The following is a 25,574-nucleotide window of genomic DNA, read 5'->3' on the forward strand; positions in this document are numbered from 1 at the left end:
GCGTACGGGAATTCCCGAGAGGGAATTCCCGTACGCCTTCTGGGGACGGCGGAGCTACCGCGTCACGGCTGCAGCAGATCGACCCGGACATCGGCCGCGAAGCCGGTCGTCGGACCCACCCGGCGGGCGAACTCCGTGACGCCCTCCAGCTGCCGTGCGCCGAAGCGGAAGTCGAGCGTCGTGAAATAGCGCTCGAGGACCTGCTCGTCGAAGACCTCCCAGCGGGCGGCCTGCTCGGCGACCTTGGTGACCTCCTCCAGGGACACGTCCCGGGAGGCGAGGAACGCCTCGTGGACCTTGCGCGTGATGAGCGGCTCGCGCTGCGCGTAGTCCTTGCGGGCGGCCCACACGGCGAAGACGAACGGCAGTCCCGTCCACTCCTTCCACAGGGCACCCAGGTCGTGGACCTGGAGCCCGAGGCGCGGCGCGTCGTGGAGGTTGGCGCGCAGGGCCGCGTCCCCGATGAGCACGGCCGCGTCGGCGTCCTGCATCATCAGGCCCAGGTCCGGCGGGCACGTGTAGTAGTCGGGCTGTACGCCGAAACGGTCGGCGAGCAGCAGCTGCGCGAGGCGCACGGACGTGCGCGAGGTGGAGCCGAGCGCGACCCGACGCCCGTCGAGCTGGTCGAGAGGTACCTGCGAGACGATCACGCAGGACATCACCGGGCCGTCACAGCCGACCGCGAGGTCGGGGAAGGCGACGAGCCGGTCGGCCGCCTTCAGGAACTCGACGAGGGTGATGGGCGCGATGTCGAGGTCGCCCTGGACGAGGCTCTCGCTGAGCTTCTCCGGGGTGTCCTTCGTGAGCTCGAGGTCGAGGAGCGTTCCCGTCCTGGCAAGTCCCCAGTACAGGGGCATGCAGTTGAGGAACTGGATGTGGCCGACTCGTGGCCGGTTGCGCTGCGGGATCTCGGGAGAATTGTCCACATCGCGAGGCTAGACCCCATGCGGTACGGTGCAGGCTTCAGGGTCCCCGAGTCGGTCCTGTCAACCCTTTGACGCCCCGTGTCAAACCTCCGGGTGACGTGATCTTTCCCTCTATTGCATTCCGGTGCCTGCGTGCTAGGCTCGCCCGCAAGTTGCAGTTTGGTTTCCCTTGCAGTACAGAGCCTGCGGAGCATGTGACCGCGGGCTCTCGTCGTATTCAGACTTTTGCAGTTGTTCGCAAGTGCATTTGCAGGTTCTGGAGCAGGGCGACCCTTTGGCCCAAGGAGGGCTTATGGCTACCGGAACCGTGAAGTGGTTCAACGCTGAAAAGGGCTTTGGCTTCATCGCCCAGGAAGGCGGCGGCCCGGACGTCTTCGTCCACTACTCCGCGATCAACGCAAACGGCTTCCGCTCCCTCGAGGAGAACCAGGCCGTGAGCTTCGACGTCACGCAGGGTCCGAAGGGCCCGCAGGCGGAGAACGTCACCCCCATGTAAGTGGGGCGTCCCCAGGTTTGCCCTTGGGACGTCGTGACTCCGGAACGGATGCAGTACCCAAGGAGCCCCGCTCCGCCAAGTGCCCCGGCACGAGGCGGAGACGGGGCTCCTGCCTTTTTGCTCACGCGTACTGCATGACCAGGACGCACGTCGTACCCGACTCCAGGGCGCGGCAGGTGTGCGGGACGTCGCCGGGGTACGACATGTAGTCGCCCGGGCCGAGTTCGACCGGGTCGTCCTGGGGTCCCGCGAGGACCCGGCCGGTGCCCACCACGATGTGCTCGACGGCGCCCGGCATGTGGGGCTCCGAGTCGCGGGGCGCGCCGGGTTCGACCTGAAGGAAGTAGAGGTCACGCCGGGAGCCCGGCGGGTTCGGGGAGAGCAGCGTCGCCGCGTAGTCGGCCTGCTCCGACGGGACCGCGACCCCCTCGCCCGCCCTGATGACCTGGACGACGGGGCGGGGCGCGTCGAGCAGCAGACTCGGCGGCACGTCGAGCGCGACGCTCAGCGCCCAGAGGGTCTCCAGACTCGGGTTCCCGCTCGCCGACTCCAGCTGCGAGAGCGTGGACTTGGCGATCCCCGCGCGCTTGGCCAGCTCGGACAGGGAGATCCCGGCCCGGCCGCGCTCCCGGCGCAGGGCCGCGGCGATCCGGTCGAGGGGGAGGCGGGGGGTCTGGCCGGCCATGCTGCTCCTACTCACCGTTCGTTCGCTGAGGCGGACCGCATCGTTCGACTTGACGAACAAACGGCCCTGTGTCCATTCTACGAGTATGCGTTCGCCACACCGAACAGATAGTCCATCTGAGCGAACAGCCGCGGGCCGGGCCGTCCCTTCGGACCCCGCCGCCGCTCCCGCCCACACCGACCGGCGGCTCCTGCGCGACATCGCGCTCGTCTGCCTCGCCGACGCCGTCGTGGGGGTCTCCTTCGGCGCGATCGCGGTCACCGGCGGGCTGCCCGTCTGGGTTCCCGTACTGATGTCGCTGATCGTCTTCGCCGGGTCGGCACAGTTCAGCACCGTCGCCGTACTCGCGGCGGGTGGCGGCCCCGTGGCCGCCGCTGCGACCGGGCTGCTGCTCAACACCCGCACGGCGGCGTTCAGTCTGGCCGTCGCCGACGCGCTCGGCCGGTCCTGGCCCGCGCGTCTCGTCGGCGCACACCTCGTCACCGACGAGACGGCGGCGTTCGTCCTCGCCCAGCGGGATCCCCGGCGGCGCAGGGCGGCGTTCTGGCTGTCGGGCCTCGGGCTCTTCGCGGCCTGGAACCTCAGCGTGCTCGGCGGGGCGCTCGCGGGCTCCGCGCTCGGGGACACGGCCAGGTTCGGTCTGGACGCGGCGTTCCCGGCGGTGCTCCTCGCCCTCGTGCTGCCCGCGCTGCGCGGCGGGGCCGGGGTGCGGCGGGCCGCGGCGGCCGGTGCCGTGATCGCGGTCGCCGCGACGCCCGTGCTGCCCGCGGGGGTGCCGGTCCTGCTGGCGCTGACGGGCCTGCTCGCGGCCCGCACGCCCCGCCGGGGAACCCCGTCCCTCACGGCCGGCCGGGGATCCCCCTCCCGTGCGGCCGGCCCGGAAGCCCCTGCCCGTACGACCTCCCAGGGAGCCTCCTCGTGAACGCCACGCTCGTCGCCGTCCTCGTCCTGGCCGCCGGGACCTATGCCTTCCGGCTCGCCGGGCCCCTGCTGCACGGGCGGGTCGAGCTGCCCGCGCGGGTGCAGGAGCTGCTGACCGTCGGGGCGACCGTGCTGCTGGTGGCGCTGCTCGCGACGGGGGCGCTGACCGAGGGACACGGGTTCGCCGGGTGGGCCAGGCCCGCCGGGGTGCTGGCCGGCGGTCTGCTCGCGTGGCGGAAGGCGCCCTTCGCCGTCGTCGTCGTGGTGGCGGCCGCGACGACGAGCCTCCTGCGGCTCGCGGGCGTGTCGTAACGACCCCTGCATGTACGGAAATCCGCTCCCGATCGGGCGCGTAACGCCTCCAACCCGCTCCCGTACGGGCCGATTCGGCGATATACGGACGGATAGCGGGCCCGACCGGTCGTGCGGACCGGCCTCGCGCGAACCGCCGCTACTCTGATCGGCCCGCGTCACCGACCGGTCCCCGGCGCAGTGGACAGGTCCACCGATTTCTGCGCCCGCACCGATGCCGGGGACCGCCCGCATGCCGGCCGCATCTCACCGGAACGCAGCACGACGGAGGCACCAGAACATGCCGGAGCTCCTGCACACCCGGGCCGCGGGACTCGTCGGCAGGGACGGCGCCGCGGCCGCGCTCGAAGGGCTGCTGCGCGAGAAGCGCCTGGTGAGCGTCGTGGGGCCGGGCGGCGTCGGCAAGAGCGCGCTCGCCGCCCGGGTCGTACGGCGCCTGCGCCGCGAGCCCTGGTCCGTGACGGGCACCGCCGACCTGGCCACGCTCGACATCCCCGGGCTCGTGCCGCACGCGCTCGCCGGCGCCCTGCGCCTCGACGGCGATCCCGCGGTGCCGCAGCTCCCCGCGCTGGCCGCCGCGATCGGGCGGCGCCCCGTGCTTCTCGTCGTCGACACCTGCGAGCGGCAGGCCGCCGAGTGCGCCGCCACGCTGCTGCACCTCGTACAGGCGTGCCCGGAGCTGCACGTCCTCGCCACCAGCAGGATCCCGCTGGACACACCGGTCACCTTCCCGCTGCCCCCGCTCACCCCCGGCGGCGCCGCCCGTCTGCTCACCACGGCCGCGCGGGCGCTCGGCGCACCGCGGGACCCGGACCCCGAGCCGGCCCGCCGCATCTGCGCGGCGCTCGGCGGTCTGCCGCTCGCCCTGCGCATCGCCGCGGGCCAGCTGACCCGCCACGACGCCGACGACCTGCTGTCGCTCATCGGCCGCCCCGAGCGCCTGCTGGACCTGCCCGCCCCGATGCCCGGACTGCCGCACCGGCAGCGCACGCTGCGCGCCTCGCTGCGCTGGAGCCAGCGGCTCTGCCCGCCCGGCGAGCGGCTGCTGTGGGCGCGGGCCTCCGTCTTCACGGGGCCTTTCACCCTGTCCGACACGGTGACGGTGTGCGCGGACGACCGGCTGCCGCCCGACGAACTCGCCCGCGCCTTCGAAGGTCTCGCGGCCCACCGCCTGATCACACCCGAACCGTCGGGACCCGGTGCCTTCCGCATGACGGCGGCCACCCGCGCGTACGGAAAGCATCTGCTGGAACGGCTCGGCGAGGACGCCGAGTTCCGGCGGCGCTGCCTGGCGCACTGCCTGCACAACGCCCCCGCCCTGCCGTCCTAGCCCTTCTTCCCGGGCAGGGCCCAGGCCGCCAGCGCCGCCGTCACGCACAGGAGCCCGCCCGCGACGATCAGGCTCGTACGCATGCCCCCGAGGGAGAAGCCGTCGCTCGTGCCGCCCGCGACGAGGGAGCCGAAGAGGGCGACGGCGAGGGCGCCGCCGGTCTGGCGGAACGCGTTCAGGAGGCCGGAGGCCGTGCCCGCGCGGGCCGCCGGGACGCTGTCCATGAGCAGGGCGGTGAGCGCGGGGACCGCGAACGCGCCGCCCATGCCCGTCGGGACGAGCAGCAGAAGGATCAGCCAGACCGGGGTGTCCGCGGCCAGCGGCAGGAGGCAGAACATGCCGAGGGCGAGGACGGCCTGCCCGGTCACGATGACGGGACGGCGGCCGAAGCGTTCGGCCATCGGCGGGGAGATCAGGTTGGTCGACGTGATGATCGCCGCCAGTGGTACGAACATGAGGCCGGCCTCGGTGCCGGACATGCCGCGCAGCTGCTGGTAGTAGAGGCCGAGCAGGAAGATCGCGCCGTAGAAGGCCACGTTGACCGCGAAGCCGATGGCGAGGGACACGCTCACGTCGCGCCGCCGCAGCAGGGGCAGCGGGACCATGGGCGCGCGGTGGCGCTTCTCGGCGGCGAGGAAGGCGAGCGCCCCGGCGACGGCCACGGCGAGTGCCGCGAGGACCGACGGGGCGGTCCAGCCGGCGTGGCCGCCCTCGATGACCGCGAAGGCGAGTCCGGCAAGCGCGAGGACCGCGGTGACCTGACCGGCCAGGTCGAGCGGGGCGGGACGGCGCGGGGAGCGCGGGACGCGGACGAGGAGGACCAGGATCAGGGCGCCCACGGGCAGGTTCAGGAAGAAGACGGCGCGCCAGCCGGCGGCCTCGGTGAGTATGCCGCCGAGGACAGGGCCTACGGCCATGGCGACCGAACCGCCCACGGTCCACAGCGCGATGGCCCGGGCGCGGTGCCGCGCGTCGTCGTAGGCCTGGCGGATCAGCGCGAGCGAGGCCGGCATCACGACGGCGGCGGCGCCGCCCTGGACGACACGGGCCGCGACGAGCGTGCCGATGCCGGGCGCGAGGGCGCAGGCGAGCGAGGCCAGCGTGAACAGTCCGACGCCCCAGGCGTAGGCCCGCCGCGCACCGGCCCGGTCGGCGAGCGCACCGGCGGAGAGCATGAGCGCGGCGAACATCAGGGTGTACGCGTCGACGATCCACTGAAGCCCGGTGATGCCGCCGTGCAGCGACGTACGGATGGCGGGCAGGGCGATGTTCACGGCGGACACGTCGATGGTGATGACGGTGAAGCCGAGGAGCGCGGCGGCGAGGGCGTATCCGGACGCGGGTACGCGTGCCGGGGCACCGGCCGCCGGGCTCGGGGCACGGGTCGGGTTCCGCTGGTCGGGGCGGATGGCGACGGACGGCATGTTCGGGGCTCCTCGGGTGGAGAAACGGGTGGGCGACGTGGTCCGTCGTTCCTCCCCGGTAAGGCTTCGTGCGGGCGGCTCCGGCGACCGCGTCCGCGGCCCGGTGTCGTGCACCCCCTGGGTCCGCGGTGGCCGGGCCGCCCGCAACGGGGTCCACTCTGCGCGGAGTTGGCGCGAGGTGGCAGGGCGCCGTTCACCGGGGCGCACTGTTCCTGGCCCTGACACGGCCCCCCACAGACGTCGCCGGGCAGGGAGAATGGGGGTATGGCTGGTGGAGCGACGCAGGACGGCACGGAACTGGGCAGGTACCTCAAGGCGCGGCGCGCGCTCGTGAGCCCGGCGGACGCGGGGCTGCCCGCGGGCGCGGGCATCCGGCGGACGCCCGGCCTGCGCCGCGAGGAGCTGGCGACGCTCTCCGGCGTCAGCGTCGACTACTACACGCGGCTGGAGCGCGGCCGCGAGACGAACCCGTCCACGGCCGTGATCGACGCCATCAGCCGGGCCCTGCGGCTGTGCGGCGACGCGCACGAGCGCCTCCACGACCTGGCCGAGCTGGCTTCGGGCCGCCTCACGGAGCCCCACCCCACGACCGACCGCACGGTGCGCGACTCGGTCCTGCGGGTCCTGGAGGCGCTCAGCCCGCTGCCCGCGTACGTGGTGAGCCCGCACAACTACGTGCTGGCGGCGAACCCGGCGGGCCGCCGCCTCCTGCCCGGTCTGTGGGACTGGCCGGACGAGGAGCGCAACATCACGCGGTATCTGTTCCTGCACCCCGTGGGCCGCAAGCTCTACGTCCCCTGGGAGGAGACGGTCGCGCAGTCGGTGGCGCACCTGCGCGCGGTGGGCGGCAAGGACCCGAACTCGCCGGAGCTGGCCGCCCTCGTCGGTGAACTCGTCCTGAAATCACCGGAGTTCGCGAAGCTCTGGGACCGTTACGAGGTTCTGGAGCGCGGCGGCGGCACCAAGACGTTCGCGCACCCCAAGGTCGGCGCGATGACCCTCACGTTCGAGGTCATGCAGCTGGCGCGCACGGGCGGGCAGCGCCTCGTCACCTATCAGGCCGAGCCCGGCAGCCCGGACGAGGCGGCGATGCTGCGCCTGGACCCGGCGGCCCGCGCGGACCGCCGGGAGTCCTGAACCCCCTTACGCCTCAGTCCCGTTGGAGCGCCCCTGCACGCCTGGCGCGCAGGGCGTTCCGTCTCGACCAATTCCTGACTCTTGAGTAACCTTACTGTGAAGTAAATTACCGACAGCGCAGGAAGTTGGACCATGGCCGACCGCTATCCGAACTTCACCGGCACGGCCGCGGTCCCCCTGTTCCGCCGCGAGGCGGGCCGCCGCATGAACTCGCTCGGGCAGGGCGGGCTGCCGGTGGACGTGGCGGAGCCGACGGCGTGGTTCGCGCGCCCCACCGGCGCCGTCAACGGCCAGGTCGTCCGCGTCTGCGGCCAGAGCCTGCTGGGGGCGTGACGACCATGACGACCGTCACGCTCACTGCCGCCCCGTCCCTGCCGCCGCTCCTGGCCCGCGGCGCCCTGTTCTCCCCCCTCAAGCGCCCGGGCCCCGGCGCCGAAGCCCCCGCGACCCGCCTGGTCCTGCCGGCCGCACGCGCCGACCGCACCCGCCTGGCCGCGTACCGCGAGGTGTGCGGCTTCGACCGGGACTCCGCCGCGCTCCCGGTCACGTATCCGCACGTCCTCGGCTTCCCCCTGGCGATGCGGATCATGGCCGAGCGGCGCTTCCCGCTCCCCCTGCTCGGCCTCGTCCACACCTCCGTCACCGTCACCCAGGGGCACGACCTGCCGGTCGACGAGGCGTACGAACTCTCCGTGCACGTGACGGAGCTGGCGCCCCACCGGCGCGGCACCGAGGCCACCGTCGTCACCGAGCTGTGGGCGGGCGACACGCGCGCGTGGACCTCGACCAGCACCTACCTGGCGCGCCACCGCACCGACGCACCCGCCGGAGCGGCGGCCGAGGAGCGTCCCGAGCCGCTGCCCGCAGTGGCCGAGTGGAAGCTGCCCGGCGACCTGGGCCGCCGCTACGGCGCCGCGTCCGGCGACCGCAACCCCATCCATCTGCACCCGCTCGCGGCCCGCCTCTTCGGCTTCCCGCGCGCCATCGCGCACGGCATGTGGACCGTCGCCCGCTGCCTCGCCGAACACGGCGCGGAGGGCGAGGTGCAGGTGCGCGCCGCGTTCAAGGCACCCGTACTCCTGCCGGCGAGCGTGACGTACGCGTCCCGGGGGCCCGCCTTCGAGCTCCGCTCGGGGACGCGCACCCATGTCACGGGCGAGGTGCTACGCGCCGGGGGCGGGTGACCAGCGCCGGCCCTCCATCAGGTTCCCGAGGCCCGACCAGGCGAAGTTCATCAGCGTGGCCGCGGCCTCCTTGGCCGTGACCGACGGGTCCGTGTTGGCCCAGCCGGCCAGCGACTCCGCGGCCCCGACCAGCGCCTGCGCGAGCCCGGCGACCTCGCGGTCGGGCAGCGCGGGATCACCGTGCGCCTCCCTCGCCGCCGCGGCGATCAGCCCCGTCACGAACGCGACGATCTCCTCGCGCATGGCCGTGACCTCGACGGCGAACGGCTCACCGCCCGCCGGCGCGTGACTGTGCAGGACGGCCCAGCCGTCGGGGTTCTGCGCCGTGTGCGTGAAGAAGGCCCGCAGCCCGTCCCACAGCTGCCGGTCGGCGTCCCCACCGCCGGAGACACCCGTGCGGACCGCCGCGATCAGGGCCTCCGACTCGCGCTGGATGCACGACGAGAAGAGCTCTTCCTTGGAGTTCAGATACAGGTAGACCAGCGGTTTCGACACCCCGGCGAGCTCGGCGATGTCGTCCATCGACGCGGCCCGGTACCCACGCTCCCCGAACACCCGCACCGCCGCGTCGAGCATCTGACGCTCCCGCACGGCCCGCGGCATCCGCTTGACCCTCACTTCGCCCACCCCGGCCGCCCGCCTTTCTCCACACCGCGTCCGCCCGCAAGCGTAGCCACCACAACGCACACACCCCGCACCACGACCGGAGGGAACCGGCGGGTGCGGGGCGCGGACGGGTACGAGCCTGGGGACTCAGGCGGCGGCACCCACCACCTGAGGCTCGTCCTCGTGCTGGCTCTCGACCACGAGCTCCTCGACGGGAGACGCGGTGGCGTTGTCGTACTTCACGCGGTCCAGGATGTTCTCGCGGGCGGCCACGATGACCGGCACGAGCGCCTGTCCGGCCACGTTCGTGGCGGTGCGCATCATGTCCAGGATCGGGTCGATGGCGAGGAGCAGGCCCACGCCCTCCATCGGGAGGCCGAGCGTCGACAGGGTCAGCGTCAGCATGACCGTGGCGCCGGTCAGTCCGGCGGTCGCGGCGGAGCCGATCACCGAGACGAACGCGATGAGCAGGTACTCCTTGATGCCGAGCTGTACGTCGAAGATCTGCGCGACGAAGATCGCGGAGATCGCCGGGTAGATCGCGGCGCAGCCGTCCATCTTGGTCGTCGCGCCGAACGGCACGGCGAAGGAGGCGTAGTTGCGCGGGACGCCGAGGCGCTCGGCGGACTGCTGGGTGACGGGCATCGTGCCGACGGAGGAGCGGGACACGAAGGCCAGCTGGATCGCGGGCCAGGCGCCCTTGAAGAACTGCAGCGGGTTCAGCTTGGCGACGGTCGCGAGGAGCAGCGGGTAGACGCCGAACAGGACCAGGGCGCAGCCGACGTAGATGTCGATCGTGAACGTCGCGTAGTTGCCGAGGAGGTCCCAGCCGTACTGGACGATGGCGCGGCCGATGAGGCCGGCGGAGCCGATCGGGGCGAGCAGGATGACCCACCACAGGGCCTTCTGCAGCAGCTCGAGCACCGACTCGGACAGGGAGAGGATCGGCTGGGCCTTCGGGCCGATCTTCAGGATGGCGACACCGGCGACGACCGCCATGAAGACGATCTGCAGGACGTTGAGCTGGGTGAACGGCGTGACGACATCGGTCGGGACGATGCCGGTCAGGAAGTCCAGCCAGGAGCCCGCGTGGTCGGGCTTGGAGCCGTCGGCCGGGGTGAGGTTCGAGCCGTTGCCCGGGTTGGTGATCAGGCCGATCGCGAGGCCGATGACGACCGCGATCAGCGAGGTGATCATGAACCACAGGAGGGTGCGGCTGGCGAGCCGCGCGGCGTTGTTGACCTTCCGCAGATTGGTGATGGACACCAGGATCGCGAAGAAGACCAGCGGGGCCACGGCCAGCTTCAGGAGCTGGATGAAGATGCCGCCGACCTTGTCGAGGGTCGTGGCGAGCCAGGACACGTCGTAGGTGCGGGCGACGTAGCCGAGCACGAGGCCGACGACGAGGCCGAGCAGGACCTGGGCCCAGAAGGGGATGGGTATCCGGAAGCGGGGCTTCTGCTTCTCGGACGCGGACGCGGTGTTCGCGGACACGGACACACTCCAGTGATGACGCGCGGGTGGGGTCGGACGTAAGGAAGCGGCCACCGCGGGAGGAAGAACCAGGGGCGCCGCTGCATCGGGGGGAGTCGCTTCAGAGGCGACAGGCCGCGGACATGCAACGGCAGAGGTCGACATGCAGGCGCGCCACGAGCGGAACGCTCATGGGCATGCGGGCTGCGGATGTCTTCATGCCAATCACGTTAACACTCATGCTTTGAGAACATCAAAGGGGTTCTTTGGGGAAGAAATGACCCGCTCCATGGCCCTTGAGCCTGGAAAACGCAGGTGGCCCCGACATCGGGCGATGCCGGGGCCACCTGCGTTGTGACGAAGCTTACGAGTCCCTTACGCGGGACTTCGGGGACGAGGCTCTCGGGGACGAGGCGCGTTACGAGGCGCTCTGGGCGCGGGCCGCGTCGTCCGCGATGTCTTCCTGCGTGCGGTTGCGTTCGTAGTTGGCCTTCGTGCGGTCGACGCGCTCGACGATCTGGACCGAGGCCCGGTCGCGCTCCTTGCGCAGCACGACGTAGCTGATCGGCGCGGAGATGACGAGACCGAGCAGGGCGATCCACAGGAAGTACGAGCTGCCGGCACCGCGGGGCACGATGCCCGTCGAGGCGAGGCCCCAGACGACAAGGAAGCAGCCCGCGAAGATCCCGAAGCGCATCAGCGTGTAGCGGAGCATGTCAATCCACTCTTCCGTTCCGAATCGGTCCTACGCACCACCAAGTGAAGCATGCGGCCCCGGAAGGGCATTGAGCGGTACCGCAAGTAATGGTTAGAGTGGCCCAATGACCCTTACGTTTCAGCTGGACCCGCCGATCGACCCGGCGCTGCGGGACGACGTCCTCGCACTCTGGGCCGACGTGTCCAACGCGGGCGGAGCGGTCGGCTTCGTCCCGCCCGTGACCACCGAGGACATCCGCCCCGAGCTGGTCAGGCACCTCGCCGCGATGACCGAGGGCCGCACCCGGCTCCTGGTCGGACGCGACGAGGAGGGCGCTGTCGCGGCGACGGCCTTCTTCACGTACAACCAGCACCGCCTGCAGAAGCACTACATCTGGCTGTACACGGTGATGATCCACCCGCGGCACCAGGGCAAGGGGTACGGGCGGGAGCTGATGGCCGCCGCGGCCGACGCCGCCCGCGCCTTCGACGGCATCGAGGCGATCCGCCTCACCTGCCGCGGCGGCACCGGCGCCGACCGCTTCTACGCGGCGTGCGGCTACAAGGAGGTCGGCCGCGTCCCCGGCGCGATCCGGGTGGCCCCCGGCGACGATCGCGACGACATCACGATGCTGCTGCCGGTGATCTGACCTGAGCGAAGAGGGGCCCCGGCCACCGGCCGGAACCCCTCTTCACCCTTGCGCCTGCCGTCGGAGACGTCGTCGGATCAGCGACGACGTCAGACCCGCATCGCCTGCGGCGTCTCGCGCCGTGCCGGGTCCGGGCCGTCGTACTCGCGGATGATCTCGTACCGGGTGTTCCGCTCGACGGGCCGGAAGCCGGCGTCGCGGATCAGGTCGAGCAGGTCCTCGCGGGTCAGCTTGTTCGGCGTCCCGTAGTTGTCCGCGTCGTGCGTGATCTTGTACTCGACGACCGAGCCGTCCATGTCGTCGGCGCCGTGCTGGAGCGCGAGCTGGGTGGTCTGCACGCCGTGCATGACCCAGAAGCACTTCACGTGCGGCACGTTGTCGAACAGGAGCCGGGAGACCGCGAAGGTCTTGAGCGCCTCGGCGCCGGTCGCCATGGTCGTCCGCGCCTGGAGGCGGTTACGGACCTTGCCGTCCTTCATGTCGACGAAGTCGTGCTGGTAGCGCAGCGGGATGAAGACCTGGAAACCACCGGTCTCGTCCTGGAGTTCGCGCAGGCGCAGCACGTGGTCGACGCGGTGACGGGGTTCCTCGATGTGCCCGTACAGCATCGTGGAGGGGGTCTTGAGACCCTTCTCGTGCGCGAGGCGGTGGATCCGTGACCAGTCCTCCCAGTGGGTGGCGTGGTCGACGATGTGCTGCCGGACCTCCCAGTCGAAGATCTCGGCGCCACCGCCGGTCAGCGACTCGAGGCCGGCGTCGATCAGCTCGTCGAGGATCTCGGAGGCGGAGAGCCCGGAGATCGTCTCGAAGTGGTGGATCTCCGTCGCCGTGAACGCCTTCAGCGCGACGTTCGGCAGCGCCTCCTTGAGGGCCTTCAGGGAGCGCGGGTAGTAGCGCCAGGGCAGCGTCGGGTGCAGGCCGTTGACGATGTGCAGCTCGGTGAGGTTCTCGTTCTCCATCGCCTTGGCGAGGCGGACGGCCTCCTCGATGCGCATCGTGTACGCGTCCTTCTCGCCCGGCTTGCGCTGGAACGAGCAGTACGCGCACGAAGCGGTGCACACGTTCGTCATGTTGAGGTGGCGGTTGACGTTGAAGTGGACGACGTCGCCGTTCTTGCGTGTGCGCACCTCGTGGGCGAGCCCGCCCAGCCAGGCCAGGTCGTCCGACTCGTACAGCGCGATGCCGTCCTCACGCGACAGCCGCTCGCCGTCCCGCACCTTCTGCTCCAGCTCGCGCTTGAGCCCTACGTCCATTGCCATTGCTCCTCACCAAAGACTGCGGCCAACCGTACTCCCCCACCCTTCGGGCGGGAGGGGCCCCCATCAGGCACTTCGCGCCCGCCTCTACTCCTCCTCGGGCAGCTCCCCCACCCGGTTCTCCCACTTGGTGGACAGCACGATCGTGGTGCGCGTGCGCGAGACGCCCTTCGTGCCGCTGAGCCGGCGGATGGTGCGCTCCAGGCCGTCCACGTCGCCGACCCGCACCTTGAGCATGTACGAGTCGTCGCCCGCGATGAACCAGCAGTCCTCGATCTCGTGCAGGTCCTTGAGCCGGCGCGCCACGTCCTCGTGGTCGGCGGCGTCGGAGAGCGAGATGCCGATCAGGGCGGTGACGCCGAGGCCGAGCGAGGGCGAGTCGACGGTCGCGCGGTAGCCGGTGATGACGCCGGCCGCTTCGAGACGGTTGATGCGGTCGGTGACGCTGGGCCCGGACAGGCCTACGAGGCGTCCCAGCTCGGCATACGAGGCGCGGCCGTTCTCGCGCAGAGCCTGAATGAGCTGCCTGTCCACGGCGTCCATAGGTCCATGCCTTTCATTATTCTGCGTTGACGCGAGTTTACGTGTAGAATCTAAGGCGCGCAGGGCATTGACCCTGTGAATCTTTCAGCCGAAACCCAGTTTCGCCTTCGGCTGCCCTTCCAAGCGATCTTCGACTACCGATCAAAGACGATCATTCAGGAGTGTTGCCACCGTGTACACGATCGAGATGGCCTACGCCCGCATGCGCGAGCTGCAGGACCAGGCCAACCGCTCGCGTGCCCACCAGTCCGCCGTCGAGGCGCGTGCCGCTGAGAAGCGGGCCGCGCGCGCCAAGAAGCGCTAACGGTCCAAAGAGCCGCCCCCGAGCTCTCCCTGCCACCGGCGGTAGAGCCGATGCGGCACCTCCGCCGCGTCGAGCGCCCGCCCGGCGACGAAGTCCACCAGATCCTGGATGTGCGTCGCCCCCGCGTAGAACGCCGGAGAGGCGGGCAGCACCACGGCGCCCGCCTCGTCCAGCGCCACCAGATGCTTCAGCGTCTGCCCGTTCAGCGGCGTCTCGCGCACCGCGACGACCAGCCTGCGCCCTTCCTTGAGCGTCACGCTCGCCGCGCGCTGAAGCAGATCCTTCGAGAGGCCGAGCGCCACGCCCGCCACGCACGCCGTGGACGCGGGCACGATGATCATGCCCTTGGCCGGGTACGACCCGGACGACGGTCCCGCCGCCAGATCCCCGGCGGACCAGTACCTGACCTGGTCGAGGCGGTCGCCCACCGCGAACGTGTCCGGCTTCCCGTCCGCCCCGCGCGCCAGCCACGCACCCAGGTCCTCGTGCCAGTGCGCGTCCCGGAACGCGATGCCCGTCTCGTCGAGCAGCGTCAGCCGCGAGGCCCGCGAGACGACGAGGTCCACGCTCTCCCCCGCGTCGAGCAGCGCGCGCAGAACCGCGGCGGCATACGGGGTCCCCGACGCGCCGGACACCCCCACGATCCAAGGCCGGCGCCCAATTTCTCCTGCGGTCATGCCGTCGAGCCTATCCGGCACCCGGCCGCGGTCAGACAGTCAGGCCGCGCACGAGGAGGTCGAGCAGCGCGCACACGAACAGGGCGATCCCGATAAAGCCGTTGACCTGGAAGAAGGCCCGGTTGAGCCGGGACAGGTCGCGCGGCCGCACGATCGTGTGCTCGTAGAGGAAGGCACCCGCGACGACGGCGAGGCCGAGCCAGAAGAACGCACCCGCGTCCGTGGCGAGCGCGTACCAGACGAACAGCGCCGTGGTGAGCGTGTGGCAGCCGCGCGCTCCCCAGATCGCCGCCGGGATTCCGAAGCGGGCCGGCACCGACATCACGCCGACCTCACGGTCCGTCTCCACGTCCTGGCAGGCGTAGATGAGGTCGAAGCCGCCGATCCAGATGCCGACCGCGAGCCCGAGGATCACCGCGTCCCACGACCACTCGCCGGTGATCGCCAGCCAGGCGCCGACCGGCCCCATCGCCTGAGCGAGACCCAGGATGGCCTGCGGGAAGTTCGTGAACCGCTTGCCGTACGGATAGACGACCATCGGGATCACCGCGATGGGCGCGAGCGCCAGGCACAGCGGGTTGAGCAGGGCGGCCGCGCCGAGGAAGACGACGAGCGCGATGAGCGCGCCGGTCCAGGCGGACTTCACGGACATCGCGCCCGTGACGAGTTCGCGGTGCGCGGTCCTCGGGTTACGGGCGTCGATCTCGCGGTCGATGATCCGGTTCGCGGCCATCGCGAACGTGCGCAGACCGACCATCGCGATCGTCACGAGCAGCAGCCGCCACCAGTGGATGTTCCCGTCCATGCGGAACATCGCGGTGAGCGCCGCGATGTACGCGAAGGGCAGAGCGAACACCGAGTGCTCGATCATGACGAGCCGCAGGAACGCCTTGGTGCGGCCCGGCTGCGGGATCGCGGCGGAAGCGCTGGTCACAGGCCGTACTCCTTCCAGCGGCGGTCGACCGTCGCCGCCGTCTGCGGGTCGGACAGCACCATCTCGGGCCAGCCGCCGTCCCGCGTGTAGCCCTCCTCGGGCCACTTCTTCGTCGCGTCGATGCCCGCCTTGCCGCCCCAGAACTGCTGGTACGACGCGTGGTCGAGGTGGTCGACGGGACCCTCGGCGACGGTCAGGTCACGGGCGTAGTCCGTGTTCCCGAGCGCCCGCCACGCGACCTCGTGCAGATCGTGCACGTCGCAGTCCGAGTCGACGACCACGATCAGCTTGGTCAGCGACATCATGTGGGCGCCCCACACGGCGTGCATCACCTTCTGCGCGTGTTTCGGGTACTTCTTGTCGATCGAGACGATCGCGCAGTTGTGGAAGCCGCCCGACTCGGGCAGGTGGTAGTCCACGATGTCCGGCACGATGATCTTGAGGAGCGGCAGGAAGAAGCGCTCCGTGGCCCGGCCGAGGGGACCGTCCTCCGTCGGCGGGCGGCCCACCACGATGGACTGCAGCAGCGGACGCTTCCGCATCGTCACGCAGTCGATCGTCAGCGCGGGGAAGGGTTCCTGCGGCGTGTAGAAACCGGTGTGGTCGCCGAACGGGCCCTCGGGGAGCATCTCCCCGGGCTCCAGCCAGCCCTCGAGGACGACCTCGGCGTTCGCCGGCACCTGGAGCGGCACCGTCTTGCAGTCGACCATCTCGATCCGCTTGCCCTGGATGAACCCGGCGAAGAGGTACTCGTCGATGTCCCCGGGCAGCGGCGCCGTCGACGCGTACGTCACGGCGGGCGGGCAGCCGAAGGCGATCGCGACCGGCAGCTTCTCGCCCTTCCTGGCGGCCACCTGGTAGTGGTTGCGGCTGTCCTTGTGGATCTGCCAGTGCATGCCGATGGTGCGCCGGTCGTGGCGCTGGAGCCGGTAGAGCCCGAGGTTGCGGATGCCGCTCTCGGGGTCCTTGGTGTGCGTGAGGCCGAGGTTGAAGAAGGAGCCGCCGTCCTCGGGCCAGGTGAACAGGGCCGGAAGCTGGTCCAGGTCCACGTCGTCGCCGCGCAGGACGACCTCCTGCACCGGAGCGTCCTTCACCTTCTTCGGCGGCACGTGCACCATCGAGCCGAGCTTGCCGAACGCCTCACGCACGCCCACGAAACCGTGCGGCAGCTCGGGGCGCAGCAGGCCGCCGATCTTGTCGCTGATCTCCTCGTAGGACTTGAGGCCGAGCGCCTTGAGCAGGCGCCGGTCGGTCCCGTACACATTCATCGCGAGCGGCATCGAGGAGCCGCGCACGTTCTCGAAGAGGAGAGCGGGGCCGCCGGACTTCTGCACCCGGTCGACGATCTCACCGACCTCCAGATAGGGGTCGACCTCGGCCTTGATGCGCTTGAGGTCACCCTCGCGCTCCAGCGCCCGCAGGAGGGAGCGAAGATCGTCGTAAGCCATGCGTCCCAGTATCGAGCACCGGCTACCCTGACCCGGTCACCGGGGGCCTGCGTCGGCCCCACGCCGCTCCTTGGGGGATCGCGACACCATGCTCCGCTACTTGCCGTTCCTGTTGGTACTGGCGTTGTGGATCTACGCCTTCATCGACTGCCTGAACACTCCGGAGGAGGAGGTCAGGGGCCTGCCGAAGGTCGTGTGGGTCATCATCATCCTGCTCTTCGGCGAGGTGCTCGTCGGCCCGATCGCCTGGCTCGTCGCGGGCAGGCAGCGGCACGCGCCCGCGAACGGCTCGACACCGTCCGAGTGGCACCGCAGCCACCGCACCCCCTTCGTCGCGCCCGACGACAACCCCGAGTTCCTGCACTCCCTGCGCGAGGAGAACAAGAAGGACGAGGCGCTCCTCAAGGACTGGGAGGCCGATCTGCGCCGCCGCGAGGAGGAGCTCAAGAAGCGCGAGCGCGAACAGGGCGGCGAGCAGGCGTGAGCGCCTTCGACCCCGAACTGGCGCGGACCTGGCTGGCCACGGCCGTCGAGGAGGCGCGGGCGGGGCTCGCCGAGGGCGGCATCCCGATCGGCGCGGCCCTCTACTCGGCGGACGGGAAGGTCCTCGGGCGCGGGCACAACCGCCGTGTGCAGGATGCGGATCCGTCCGTGCACGGCGAGACCGACGCCTTCCGCAACGCGGGCCGGCAGCGCTCGTACAAGGGCACGACGATGGTGACGACGCTCTCGCCGTGCTGGTACTGCTCCGGTCTGGTGCGGCAGTTCGGCATCTCGCGGGTCGTCGTCGGTGAGGCGCGGACGTTCCACGGCGGGCACGACTGGCTGGCCGAGCACGGCGTGGAGATCGTGGTCCTCGACGACCCCGGGTGCGTCGCCATGATGGAGGAGTTCATCGCGGCCCGCCCCGAGCTGTGGCACGAGGACATCGGCGAGTAGGCGGCTCCGGCCGGTCAGGCGTCATTGCCCAGGTGCTGCGCCACGTCCACAGTGGGGGCATGACGCAGCCCCCTACGCCGCAGCCCCGTATCCCCACGATCGATCTGCGGCCCTGGCACACGGGCGGCCCCGACGCGCGGGCCGAGATCGCCCGTACCGTCGACGAGGCACTGCAGACCGCCGGATTCCTGCTGGTCACAGGGCACGGCGTGGACCCGGGCCTGCGTTCCCGGATCCGGGAGGCGGCCCGCGGCTTCTTCCGGCTGCCGCCCGCGGTGAAGGAGCCGTACGCCGTGAAGGTGGGCGGGCGCGGCTGGCTGGGCCCCGGCGCCGAGGCGAACGGCCACGCGGAGGGCACCGAGACCCCGCCCGACCTCAAGGAGTCCCTGTCGTACGCCTCCGAGCTGCCCACCGGGGACGCGGAGATCGACGCGGAGTGGTTCCTGCCCAACACCTGGCCCGCCGAGACGCCCGAGCTGCGCGCGCTCGTCGAGACGTATCTCGGGCGGATGCGGGAGCTGTCCGACCTGCTGCTCGAACTCCTCGCGGTCGCGCTCGGCGAGGAGGAGGACTTCTTCACCCGGCACACCGCGCACCCCACCTGGGGCTTCAACATCAACTGGTACCCGGGCACGGACGTCGTGGGCGCGCCCGAGGAGGGCCAGTTCCGCATCGGCCCGCACACCGACTTCGGGACCGTCACGGTCCTCGACCGGCAGGCCGGCAGGGGCGGGCTCCAGGTCTACACCGACGAGGGCGGCTGGGAGGACGCGCCCTTCGACCCGGACTCGTTCACCGTCAACATCGGTGACCTGATGGCGCGTTGGACCGGCGACCGCTGGCGCTCCGGCCGCCACCGCGTCCTGCCGCCCCCGGCCGACCTGCCCGCCGAGGAGCTGATGTCGCTCGTCTACTTCTACGAGTGCGACCCACGCACGACCGTCAGCTCCGTTCCCGCGCCGAAGGGCCGGGTCGCGCACGAGCCGGTCGACTCGCACACGTATCTGCGGGCGAAGCTGGACGCGATCACTGTGGAGTCTTGATCACTGGGGGCCAGATCACTGTGGAGCCTCGAGATAACCGTCCCTGAGCTGCTGCCAGCGGGCCGGGGTCCAGGCCGCCCAGGCCCGCTCGTCCGTCGGTCGCCCGTCGAGCGCGGCGGCCAAGTGCTCGAAGTGGTCGTGCCAGGCGGCCAGATAGTCCAGGCGCGCCGCGTCGTCGCCGTCGATCTCGCCGGTGAACCGCAGGGTCGTCGCGTCGGGGGCCGTCGGCTCCAAGTGGAAGCGCATCCGGCCGTGCCCGCCTTCGAACGTGTACTCGGCGACGCGCTCGCCGTCCCACGCGGTGACCCGGCCCTGGTGGGCGCGCCCGTTGTTGAGCCACCGCAGCGTGACCGCGCCGCCGAGCCGTGGTTCCAGCACATCGGCGGCGGCCAGCCACCCCGGCAGACCCTCCGGGGTGGCCACCGCCGCCCAGACCTCCTCCACAGGGTGCGGAAGAGGGATCGTGAAGTGCAGGGTGTGGGTGTGACCCGCGGTCCGGCTCGTGCCGGGCGCGACGGGTGTGGCAGGTGCCGCGGGCTCGGTGGGGTGGCTGGATTCGGTCATACCTCCAGGCTGGCGCGCCCGCGCGCTTCGCGCACCCGTACGGACCGGATCCGCTGCCCTCGTACCCAGGGCCTTTCGTTCGGATCAGGCCGGACCGGGGAGCGGGTGGATCAGGCCGGACCAGGGAGCGGGGTCATATCCAAACCAAAAGCCCTGGGGCCGCTGCCCCGGCTTGTCGACGACGGCCCGGTTCACGACCGCCGTATTGCTCGTGACCTGGCCCTTCTTCACCCCGCCCGACCAGGCTTCGGTGGCGACGGTGCGCTCGCCCAGGAACTCGTGGGTCTTCACGTCGAAGATCCACTCGTCGCGGCTGGGGTTGTCGGGGTCCTTGCGGGCCACGGCGATCCCGGGCCGGCCCGCGGCGTCCTTCACGCCCTTCACCACGGTCACGCCGGGGATCCTGGCGGCGGCCCGGTAGAGCGCGGCGCCCACCTCCGGCGGCACGAGCGCATCCCTGATCAGGTCGCCGACCAGCACGAACATGGCCTGGTCGGCCTTCCGGCCGCTGCGCTCGGGGGCCGCTGCGCGCAGCCGGCGCAGCATCGCGTCGGGGTCGGTGGGCAGGGTGGCCAGGTGCCGGTAGCCGGTGGACGTCTCGTAGCCGGGCGTGCCCGGGACCGGCCCGGTTTCGGTCGCCCACTGGCCTCGGCCCTTCTCGCGTACGAGTCCCTTGCGGGTGCCGTCCACGGACTGCCAGGTCTCGAGCCGGTGCAGCGGCGGAATGCTCGTCTTCATGCCCTCGCCGCTCTGCGAGTACGACACGAGGCTGTCGACGTAGACGAACTGGTCGTCGCGGATGCGGGCGGGCGTATCGGCGCGCTCGGCGGCGAGCGCGACGTCCTCCAGGAGCGCCACGGCCTCCTTGGTCGGCGGCGGGGCGCCCGCGCCGTCCGACGGCAGCGCGACGAAGGTGACGGCCGCCGCGGTCGCCACGGCAACGGCGGCGACCGCGGGCCGCGGCCAGTTCCGGCGACGCGGTGCCCGCGCGGGTGCTTCGGTCTCCCGGATCTCGGTCATCAGATGCTCCTTGAGGAGTCGGTGCTGGCCCGGCGGAAGGTCCTTCTCAGGAAGCGTGTTCATCGGTTTCCCTCCTGCATGGGCCCGGCCACGGGAGCGTGGCCGCCTTTCATCTGTCCGTCGGGAGGCGGGAGTTCCATGGCGCGGGCGAGTTTCGCGCGGGCTCTGAAAAGCCGGGAGCGGACCGTGCCGGCGGGGACGCCGAGCGCCCTGGCGGCGGTCGGGTGGTCGAGGCCCGACCAGACGCACAGGGCGAGCACCTCGCGTTCGGGGCGCCGCAGTGTCGCCAGCGCGGTGTGGACGAGGGCTATGCGGGTCTGGTCGTCGATGCGTCCCGCGACGTCGTCGGCGAAGTCGGCCTCGGCTTCCGCGCGCGGGAGGCGGGAGACCGCGGCGGCGTGTCTGCGGGTGGCGCGGCGCAGGTTGCGCGTGACGTTCGTGGCGCCGCCGAGCAGCCAGGGCCGCAGCGAGCCGCCCTCGGGCTCGACCCTGTCGCGCAGCCGCCACGCTTCGAGGAAGGTCAGCGAGACGACTTCCTCGGCGGTCGACCAGTCGCCGGTCAGGCTGTAGGCGTGGTTGTAGACGGATCGGGCGTAGGCGTCGAAGAGCTCGCCGAACGCGTCGGCGTCACCGTCCCTCACCCGGGTTCTGCGTGCTTGATGTGCCCCCTGATTCTTCTTCACGCCCCCCATCTGTCCGTACGACGAAGGCCGGTTCCCGTGACTCACGTCACATGGGAACCGGCCGTCGTGGGCTGCCGCGGTGTCAGACGCCGGCGTAGGAGTGTTTACCGGTGACGAAGATATTTACGCCGTAGTAGTTGAACAGCCAGCAGGCGAACGCGATGAGGGCCAGGTAGGCGGCCTTGCGGCCCTTCCATCCGGCGGTCGCGCGGGCGTGCAGGTAGCAGGCGTACGCGACCCAGGTGATGAACGACCAGGTCTCCTTGGGGTCCCAGCCCCAGTAACGGCCCCACGCGTCGCCGGCCCAGATCGCGCCCGCGATGATCGTGAACGTCCACAGCGGGAAGACGGCCGCGTTCACGCGGTAGGAGAACTTGTCGAGCGAGGCCGCGGCGGGCAGGCGCTCCATGACGGAGGTCGCGAACTTCCCGGGCTTGCCGCCGTTCGCCAGCTTGTTCTCGTACGAGTCGCGGAACAGGTAGAGCAGCGTGCTGACCGCGCCGACGTAGAACACCGCGCCGCAGAAGATCGCCGTGGAGACGTGGATGTACAGCCAGTACGAGTGAAGGGCGGGAACCAACTGGTCGCTGGCGGTGTACAAGACAGTGACAGCGAGGCCGAGATCGAGGAGGACCGTGGTGACCAGCGGGAGGCCGAGCCAGCCGATGTTCTTCTTCGCCACGAGCAGGCCGAGGTACACGGCGACTGCGACGGTGGAGAAGGTGATGTTGAACTCGTACATGTTGCCCCACGGCGCGCGCTGCACGGAGAGCGCGCGGGTGAGCACACCGCTCGCCTCCACGAGGAACGCGAGCACGGTGAGGGACACCGCGATACGGCCGTAGAGGTCGCCCTGCTCGTCGCCGCCGGAGGCGCCGGGGCCGTCCGGCACGTCACGCGTGCCGGAGACGGCGCGCGTGACGACACTGGGCCGCTCCAGGACGGCGGTGCCGCCGTTCTTCTCCTTGACCTGCACCTTCACGGAGCCGGCCGTGGCCTGCGCGGTGGCCTTCTGCGTCAGCGCGGCAGCGGTGCGGCCGACCTTGCTGCGGCTGCCGAAGAGCCACTCGGCCATGTGCGCGAAGAAGGCCAGGAGGTACACGGCCATCGACGAGTAGATCAGCACATTGCTGATGTGCGCGAGATTCTCGTTGGTTGCGGCGGCGAGATTCACTTCTCAGCCCCTTCGGCAGGAACAGCAGGTTGGGGATCGGCGGCGCTGGGCGCCTGTTCGTGGAGGTGTGCGGCCAGGTCGCCGAGCTCTTCGGCCACCTTCGAGGACTCACTGCGGCCGAGACCGCCCATCTCGACGACGGTGACTCCGTCGGCCCCGGGCGTCGCCCGGACCCAGACGCGGCGGCGCTGGATGAACAGGGAGCCGGCGAGGCCCGCGATGGCGGCGAGCGCTCCGGCGAGGGCCCAGCCGTCGCCGGGCTGATGGGTGATCTGGAAGCTCGCCCACTGCTTGATGTCCTTGTCGAACGTGATCGACCCGGCACCGTTCGGAAGCTTCATGGTCTCGCCGGGCCGCAGCCGCGTCTTGAGCAGCTCCCCCTTCGAGTCCGTGAACTTCTTCATCTTGGAGGTGTCCAGTTGGTACACGTTCTGCGGGATACCGGAGTCGACACCCAGGCTTCCGTGGTACGCGGACAGCGCGAGGACCGGATAGTCGAGCGCGGGGAACTGGGAGAACATGTTGCCCTTCCCGGACCCCGCGAAGGTCGGCACGAAGAAGGCGTTGAAGCCGAGCTGTTCCCGCTTGCCGTTCTTGTCGCGGTAGCCGTCCATGACCTTGATGGCACCGGTGGAGGTGACGTTCGAGTCGATGGGCAGCAGTGGCACGGCCTGCCGGGAGACGATCTTGCCGCGGCCGTCCCGGACGGTGACGGTGGGCGCGTAGCCGTGGCCGTTGAGGTAGACCTTGGTGCCGTTGATCTCAAGGGGCTCGTTGACCTGGATCGCGGTCTTCTGCTCCTTGCCGGTCGCGCCGACGCTGTAGGTCACGTTGGCGCGGTAGACGCGCGGGCTCCCCTGGTTCGGCCCGTTGCGCTCGTACGTCCCGTCGAACTTGTCGAGCTGGAAGCTGAACGGCGTCAGATCGGTGTCGGAGTTGAAGAGGTTGCCCGACTTGAAGTCGTCGTACATCGGCAGGGCGTTGGAGAAGCCTCCGTCACCCTCGACCATCAGCTTGCCGCCCTCGGACTTGAAGAGCTGGCCCCAGGCGAAGGCGATCAGCATCACGATCAGCGCGATGTGGAAGACCAGGTTGCCGGCCTCGCGCAGATAGCCCTTCTCGGAGGCGACGGAGTCACCGGAGACGTGGGCGCGGAAGCGGCGCTTGCGGAGGATCTCGAGGGCCGCCGCGCGGACCTGCTCGGGCTCGGCGTCGGTGCGCCAGGTCGCGGACGCGGGCAGGTGCGTGAAGCGCTTGGGTGCGCCCGGGGCGCGGCCGCGCAGCTGCCCGACGAACTGCCAGGTGCGCGGGACGATGCAGCCGATGAGGGAGATGAACAGCAGGATGTAGATCGCGGAGAACCACACCGAGCTGTAGACGTGGAACAGACCCAGCTTGTCGTAGACCGGCGCGACCGTCGTGTGCGCGTCCTTGAACGTCTGCACCTTCATCTCGTCGACCCCGGACTGCGGGATCAGCGAGCCGGGGATCGCCCCGAGCGAGAGCATGAAGAGCAGGATCAGCGCGACGCGCATCGAGGTGAGCTGCCGCCAGAACCAGCGGATCCAGCCGATGACGCCCAGCCGGGGCAGGGTCGGGTCGCGGTCCTCCTGCGGAGCGGTGGACAGGTGCGAGCCGGCCGCGCCGAGCTCGTCGCCGCGCACCTCGCCGGTCTTGCCGGATTCAGTCGTGCTCATGGATCAGATTCCCACCGTGAAGCCGTTGGACCAGGTCTGCATCTGCTGGACGAGGGTGTCCCAGGCTCCTGTGAGCAGCAGCACTCCGGTAAAGATCATCATGATGCCGCCGATCCGCATCACCCAGGCGTAGTGCTTCTTGACCCAGCCGAAGGCACCGAGCGCCTTGCGGAAGGCGACCGCGGCGAGCACGAAGGGGACACCGAGCCCGGCGCAGTACGCAACGGTCAGTATGGCCCCGCGCCCCGCGCTCGCCTCGTTGAACGACAGGGCGGTCACGGAGGCGAGCGTCGGACCGATGCAGGGGGTCCAGCCGATGCCGAACAGGGCGCCGAGCACCGGGGCACCGATCAGCCCGGTCACCGGCCGCTTGTGGAAGCGGAATTCGCGCTGCGTGAGCCAGGGCATCATGCCCATGAAAAAGATCCCCATGAGGACCATCAGGACACCGAGGATCTTGGTGAGGGTGTCCTGGTACTCCTGGAGCGTCTCGCCGAAGTAGCCGAAGAGGGCCCCGCCGGAGACGAAGACGGCGGTGAAGCCGAGGACGAAGAGTCCGGCGCCGAGCGCCATCCGGCCGCGCCGCGCGTCGGCCAGGTCGGTGCCGCTGACCCCTGTCACGTAGGACAGGTAGCCGGGCACGAGAGGCAGGACGCAGGGCGAGAAGAACGAGAGGAGACCGCCGAGCACGGCGATCGGCAGAGCGAGCAGGAGCGTACCGCTCTCGACGGTGTTGCTCACTCCGCCTTCAGCGGCGAGAGCGGTGAGCGTGACGTGCACCGTCGCTCACTTCTCCGCGATCACGGGGTCGACCATCTTGCGCAGCTTGTCCTCGCTGAGCGCGCGCAGCGAGCGGGCGGCGATCTTGCCGTCGCGGTCGATGACGAGCGTGGACGGGATGGACTGCGGGTTGAGGGTGCCCTTGTCGAACCGCAGCATCAGCTTTCCCGAGGGGTCGTAGAAGCTCGGGTACGGGATGTTGTGGTCCTTCTCGAACTGGAGGGCCGGTTCGGTCTGCGGATCACGGGTGTTGATCCCGATGAACTGGGCGTCCTTGCCCTTGGTCTCGTTCGCGACCTTGGCGAAGTAGTTGGCCTCGGCGCGGCACGGCGGGCACCAGGAGCCCCACACGTTCAGCACGATGACCTTGCCCTTGTAGTCGGCGAGGTCGAGGGGCTTGCCCTCCAGGTCCTTGCCGTCCAGCTTCGGGGCGTCGTGCCGGTCGCCCTTGTCGACGGTGGAGATGCCGCCGGAGTTCGTCACGAAGTTGGTGTTGTTGCCGCCGCCCGACGTTCCGCCGGAGCTGCATGCGGAGAGCGTCAGCGCGGCGACCGCGGCTCCCGCGGCGAGGAGGGCGGTACGGCGCTTGGATGCAGCGAGGGGGGAAACGCGGCAGTCGGCACTCATGTGAAAAGTTTCGCATGTCTGTTTAGGGGATCTTCCGCACCCCCC

Annotated in this window: 29 protein-coding genes and 1 pseudogene; 12 read left to right on the forward strand and 18 right to left on the reverse strand. The window is 70.6% G+C overall.

Annotated elements, in window-relative coordinates; all coding sequences use genetic code 11:
• Window positions 1-62: 62 nt before the first annotated feature.
• Complete coding sequence (locus ACZ67T_RS37785) at window positions 63-908, reverse strand: menaquinone biosynthetic enzyme MqnA/MqnD family protein (RefSeq protein ID WP_469990509.1); 846 nt, start codon at window positions 906-908, stop codon at window positions 63-65.
• Window positions 909-1,218: 310 nt separating this feature from the next.
• Here ACZ67T_RS37785 and ACZ67T_RS37790 point away from each other — a divergent pair, with 310 nt between their 5' ends.
• Entirely contained in the window at window positions 1,219-1,422 is a 204-nt protein-coding gene (locus ACZ67T_RS37790) for a cold-shock protein (protein ID WP_006138897.1), read from the forward strand.
• A gap of 121 nt (window positions 1,423-1,543) precedes the next feature.
• Here ACZ67T_RS37790 and ACZ67T_RS37795 read toward each other — a convergent pair whose 3' ends face one another.
• Window positions 1,544-2,107 (reverse strand): helix-turn-helix domain-containing protein, encoded by a 564-nt coding sequence (locus tag ACZ67T_RS37795; protein WP_469990436.1) that lies wholly within the window; start codon window positions 2,105-2,107, stop codon window positions 1,544-1,546.
• An 85-nt stretch (window positions 2,108-2,192) separates the two neighbouring features.
• On the opposite strand from ACZ67T_RS37795, the gene ACZ67T_RS37800 reads away from it, so the two are divergent.
• From ACZ67T_RS37800 to ACZ67T_RS37810, 3 genes are all read left to right on the forward strand, one after another.
• A complete protein-coding gene (locus tag ACZ67T_RS37800) occupies window positions 2,193-3,029 on the forward strand; it encodes an AzlC family ABC transporter permease (protein ID WP_469990438.1) in 837 nt (278 codons plus the stop codon).
• Window positions 3,026-3,340 (forward strand): AzlD domain-containing protein, encoded by a 315-nt coding sequence (locus ACZ67T_RS37805; protein ID WP_469990440.1) that lies wholly within the window; start codon window positions 3,026-3,028, stop codon window positions 3,338-3,340. Before ACZ67T_RS37800 ends, ACZ67T_RS37805 begins: the two co-directional genes overlap by 4 nt.
• Before the next feature lie 280 nt (window positions 3,341-3,620).
• On the forward strand, window positions 3,621-4,670 hold the full coding sequence (locus tag ACZ67T_RS37810; RefSeq protein WP_469990441.1) for an ATP-binding protein: 1,050 nt from the start codon (window positions 3,621-3,623) through the stop codon (window positions 4,668-4,670).
• Here ACZ67T_RS37810 and ACZ67T_RS37815 read toward each other — a convergent pair.
• Complete coding sequence (locus ACZ67T_RS37815) at window positions 4,667-6,094, reverse strand: MFS transporter (protein WP_469990443.1); 1,428 nt, start codon at window positions 6,092-6,094, stop codon at window positions 4,667-4,669. The genes ACZ67T_RS37810 and ACZ67T_RS37815 overlap by 4 nt on opposite strands.
• Before the next feature lie 264 nt (window positions 6,095-6,358).
• On the opposite strand from ACZ67T_RS37815, the gene ACZ67T_RS37820 reads away from it, so the two are divergent.
• From ACZ67T_RS37820 to ACZ67T_RS37830, 3 genes and pseudogenes are all read left to right on the forward strand, one after another.
• Window positions 6,359-7,231, forward strand: coding sequence for a helix-turn-helix domain-containing protein (locus tag ACZ67T_RS37820; RefSeq protein WP_469990445.1), 873 nt, complete (start codon window positions 6,359-6,361; stop codon window positions 7,229-7,231).
• 162 nt (window positions 7,232-7,393) lie between these two features.
• Window positions 7,394-7,564, forward strand: a pseudogene (locus ACZ67T_RS37825) (3-oxoacyl-ACP reductase); the annotation flags it as partial.
• A 5-nt stretch (window positions 7,565-7,569) separates the two neighbouring features.
• Window positions 7,570-8,415 carry a MaoC/PaaZ C-terminal domain-containing protein gene (locus tag ACZ67T_RS37830; RefSeq protein WP_469990510.1) on the forward strand — a complete coding sequence of 282 codons (846 nt, stop codon included), beginning with the start codon at window positions 7,570-7,572 and terminating at the stop codon, window positions 8,413-8,415.
• On the opposite strand, the gene ACZ67T_RS37835 is transcribed toward ACZ67T_RS37830, so the two are convergent.
• The 3 genes from ACZ67T_RS37835 to ACZ67T_RS37845 all read right to left on the reverse strand — a co-directional run bounded on the left by ACZ67T_RS37835 (window position 8,395) and on the right by ACZ67T_RS37845 (window position 11,209).
• The gene (locus ACZ67T_RS37835) at window positions 8,395-9,042 is read right to left on the reverse strand and encodes a TetR/AcrR family transcriptional regulator (protein WP_469990447.1); all 648 of its coding nucleotides are present in this window, start codon (window positions 9,040-9,042) and stop codon (window positions 8,395-8,397) included. The genes ACZ67T_RS37830 and ACZ67T_RS37835 overlap by 21 nt on opposite strands.
• A gap of 126 nt (window positions 9,043-9,168) precedes the next feature.
• On the reverse strand, window positions 9,169-10,515 hold the full coding sequence (locus tag ACZ67T_RS37840) for a dicarboxylate/amino acid:cation symporter (RefSeq protein WP_469990448.1): 1,347 nt from the start codon (window positions 10,513-10,515) through the stop codon (window positions 9,169-9,171).
• 397 nt (window positions 10,516-10,912) lie between these two features.
• A complete protein-coding gene (locus ACZ67T_RS37845) occupies window positions 10,913-11,209 on the reverse strand; it encodes a DUF4229 domain-containing protein (RefSeq protein WP_469990450.1) in 297 nt (98 codons plus the stop codon).
• A 106-nt stretch (window positions 11,210-11,315) separates the two neighbouring features.
• Between ACZ67T_RS37845 and ACZ67T_RS37850 the strand changes: the two genes are divergently transcribed.
• Window positions 11,316-11,840, forward strand: coding sequence for a GNAT family N-acetyltransferase (locus ACZ67T_RS37850; protein ID WP_469990452.1), 525 nt, complete (start codon window positions 11,316-11,318; stop codon window positions 11,838-11,840).
• Window positions 11,841-11,929: 89 nt separating this feature from the next.
• Here ACZ67T_RS37850 and mqnE read toward each other — a convergent pair whose 3' ends face one another.
• Together mqnE and ACZ67T_RS37860 are read right to left on the reverse strand one after the other, a co-directional pair.
• Window positions 11,930-13,093 (reverse strand): aminofutalosine synthase MqnE, encoded by a 1,164-nt coding sequence (gene mqnE, locus ACZ67T_RS37855; protein WP_116511303.1) that lies wholly within the window; start codon window positions 13,091-13,093, stop codon window positions 11,930-11,932.
• A gap of 90 nt (window positions 13,094-13,183) precedes the next feature.
• Window positions 13,184-13,639, reverse strand: a complete 456-nt coding sequence (locus ACZ67T_RS37860) for an Lrp/AsnC family transcriptional regulator (RefSeq protein WP_329571395.1) — start codon at window positions 13,637-13,639, stop codon at window positions 13,184-13,186.
• Window positions 13,640-13,811: 172 nt separating this feature from the next.
• Between ACZ67T_RS37860 and ACZ67T_RS37865 the strand changes: the two genes are divergently transcribed.
• Window positions 13,812-13,943, forward strand: coding sequence for a hypothetical protein (locus tag ACZ67T_RS37865; protein ID WP_267893758.1), 132 nt, complete (start codon window positions 13,812-13,814; stop codon window positions 13,941-13,943).
• On the opposite strand, the gene ACZ67T_RS37870 is transcribed toward ACZ67T_RS37865, so the two are convergent.
• The 3 genes from ACZ67T_RS37870 to ACZ67T_RS37880 are packed head-to-tail and all read right to left on the reverse strand — an operon-like array spanning window position 13,940 to window position 17,002.
• Entirely contained in the window at window positions 13,940-14,620 is a 681-nt protein-coding gene (locus tag ACZ67T_RS37870; protein ID WP_469990454.1) for a UbiX family flavin prenyltransferase, read from the reverse strand. The genes ACZ67T_RS37865 and ACZ67T_RS37870 overlap by 4 nt on opposite strands.
• Before the next feature lie 31 nt (window positions 14,621-14,651).
• Window positions 14,652-15,554, reverse strand: coding sequence for a menaquinone biosynthesis prenyltransferase MqnP (gene mqnP, locus ACZ67T_RS37875; protein ID WP_469990456.1), 903 nt, complete (start codon window positions 15,552-15,554; stop codon window positions 14,652-14,654).
• Window positions 15,551-17,002, reverse strand: coding sequence for a menaquinone biosynthesis decarboxylase (locus tag ACZ67T_RS37880; protein ID WP_100597997.1), 1,452 nt, complete (start codon window positions 17,000-17,002; stop codon window positions 15,551-15,553). The genes mqnP and ACZ67T_RS37880 overlap by 4 nt, the downstream gene beginning before the upstream one ends.
• A gap of 88 nt (window positions 17,003-17,090) precedes the next feature.
• Between ACZ67T_RS37880 and ACZ67T_RS37885 the strand changes: the two genes are divergently transcribed.
• From ACZ67T_RS37885 to ACZ67T_RS37895, 3 genes are read left to right on the forward strand one after another with little or no spacing between them, the layout of a single operon-like run.
• Window positions 17,091-17,486, forward strand: coding sequence for a PLD nuclease N-terminal domain-containing protein (locus ACZ67T_RS37885; RefSeq protein ID WP_469990457.1), 396 nt, complete (start codon window positions 17,091-17,093; stop codon window positions 17,484-17,486).
• On the forward strand, window positions 17,483-17,941 hold the full coding sequence (locus ACZ67T_RS37890) for a nucleoside deaminase (protein ID WP_469990459.1): 459 nt from the start codon (window positions 17,483-17,485) through the stop codon (window positions 17,939-17,941). The genes ACZ67T_RS37885 and ACZ67T_RS37890 overlap by 4 nt, the downstream gene beginning before the upstream one ends.
• A gap of 59 nt (window positions 17,942-18,000) precedes the next feature.
• Window positions 18,001-18,984, forward strand: a complete 984-nt coding sequence (locus ACZ67T_RS37895) for an isopenicillin N synthase family dioxygenase (protein ID WP_469990461.1) — start codon at window positions 18,001-18,003, stop codon at window positions 18,982-18,984.
• Window positions 18,985-18,999: 15 nt separating this feature from the next.
• Here the strand turns inward: ACZ67T_RS37895 and ACZ67T_RS37900 are convergent, their stop codons facing one another.
• The 7 genes from ACZ67T_RS37900 to ACZ67T_RS37930 form a co-directional block, all read right to left on the reverse strand.
• Window positions 19,000-19,548, reverse strand: a complete 549-nt coding sequence (locus ACZ67T_RS37900; RefSeq protein ID WP_469990462.1) for an SRPBCC family protein — start codon at window positions 19,546-19,548, stop codon at window positions 19,000-19,002.
• 84 nt (window positions 19,549-19,632) lie between these two features.
• Complete coding sequence (locus ACZ67T_RS37905; RefSeq protein ID WP_469990464.1) at window positions 19,633-20,631, reverse strand: CU044_5270 family protein; 999 nt, start codon at window positions 20,629-20,631, stop codon at window positions 19,633-19,635.
• The gene (locus tag ACZ67T_RS37910; RefSeq protein WP_469990512.1) at window positions 20,628-21,260 is read right to left on the reverse strand and encodes an RNA polymerase sigma factor; all 633 of its coding nucleotides are present in this window, start codon (window positions 21,258-21,260) and stop codon (window positions 20,628-20,630) included. Before ACZ67T_RS37910 ends, ACZ67T_RS37905 begins: the two co-directional genes overlap by 4 nt.
• Window positions 21,261-21,333: 73 nt before the next feature.
• Window positions 21,334-22,425 carry a c-type cytochrome biogenesis protein CcsB gene (gene ccsB, locus ACZ67T_RS37915; RefSeq protein ID WP_469990466.1) on the reverse strand — a complete coding sequence of 364 codons (1,092 nt, stop codon included), beginning with the start codon at window positions 22,423-22,425 and terminating at the stop codon, window positions 21,334-21,336.
• Window positions 22,422-24,122 (reverse strand): cytochrome c biogenesis protein ResB, encoded by a 1,701-nt coding sequence (gene resB / locus ACZ67T_RS37920; RefSeq protein WP_469990468.1) that lies wholly within the window; start codon window positions 24,120-24,122, stop codon window positions 22,422-22,424. The genes ccsB and resB overlap by 4 nt, the downstream gene beginning before the upstream one ends.
• Window positions 24,123-24,125: 3 nt before the next feature.
• A complete protein-coding gene (locus ACZ67T_RS37925) occupies window positions 24,126-24,902 on the reverse strand; it encodes a cytochrome c biogenesis CcdA family protein (protein WP_469990470.1) in 777 nt (258 codons plus the stop codon).
• Between the two features lie 6 nt (window positions 24,903-24,908).
• A complete protein-coding gene (locus tag ACZ67T_RS37930; RefSeq protein ID WP_469990472.1) occupies window positions 24,909-25,529 on the reverse strand; it encodes a TlpA family protein disulfide reductase in 621 nt (206 codons plus the stop codon).
• Window positions 25,530-25,574 lie beyond the last annotated feature (45 nt).

Source organism: Streptomyces sp. NPDC107517, from assembly GCF_055582645.1.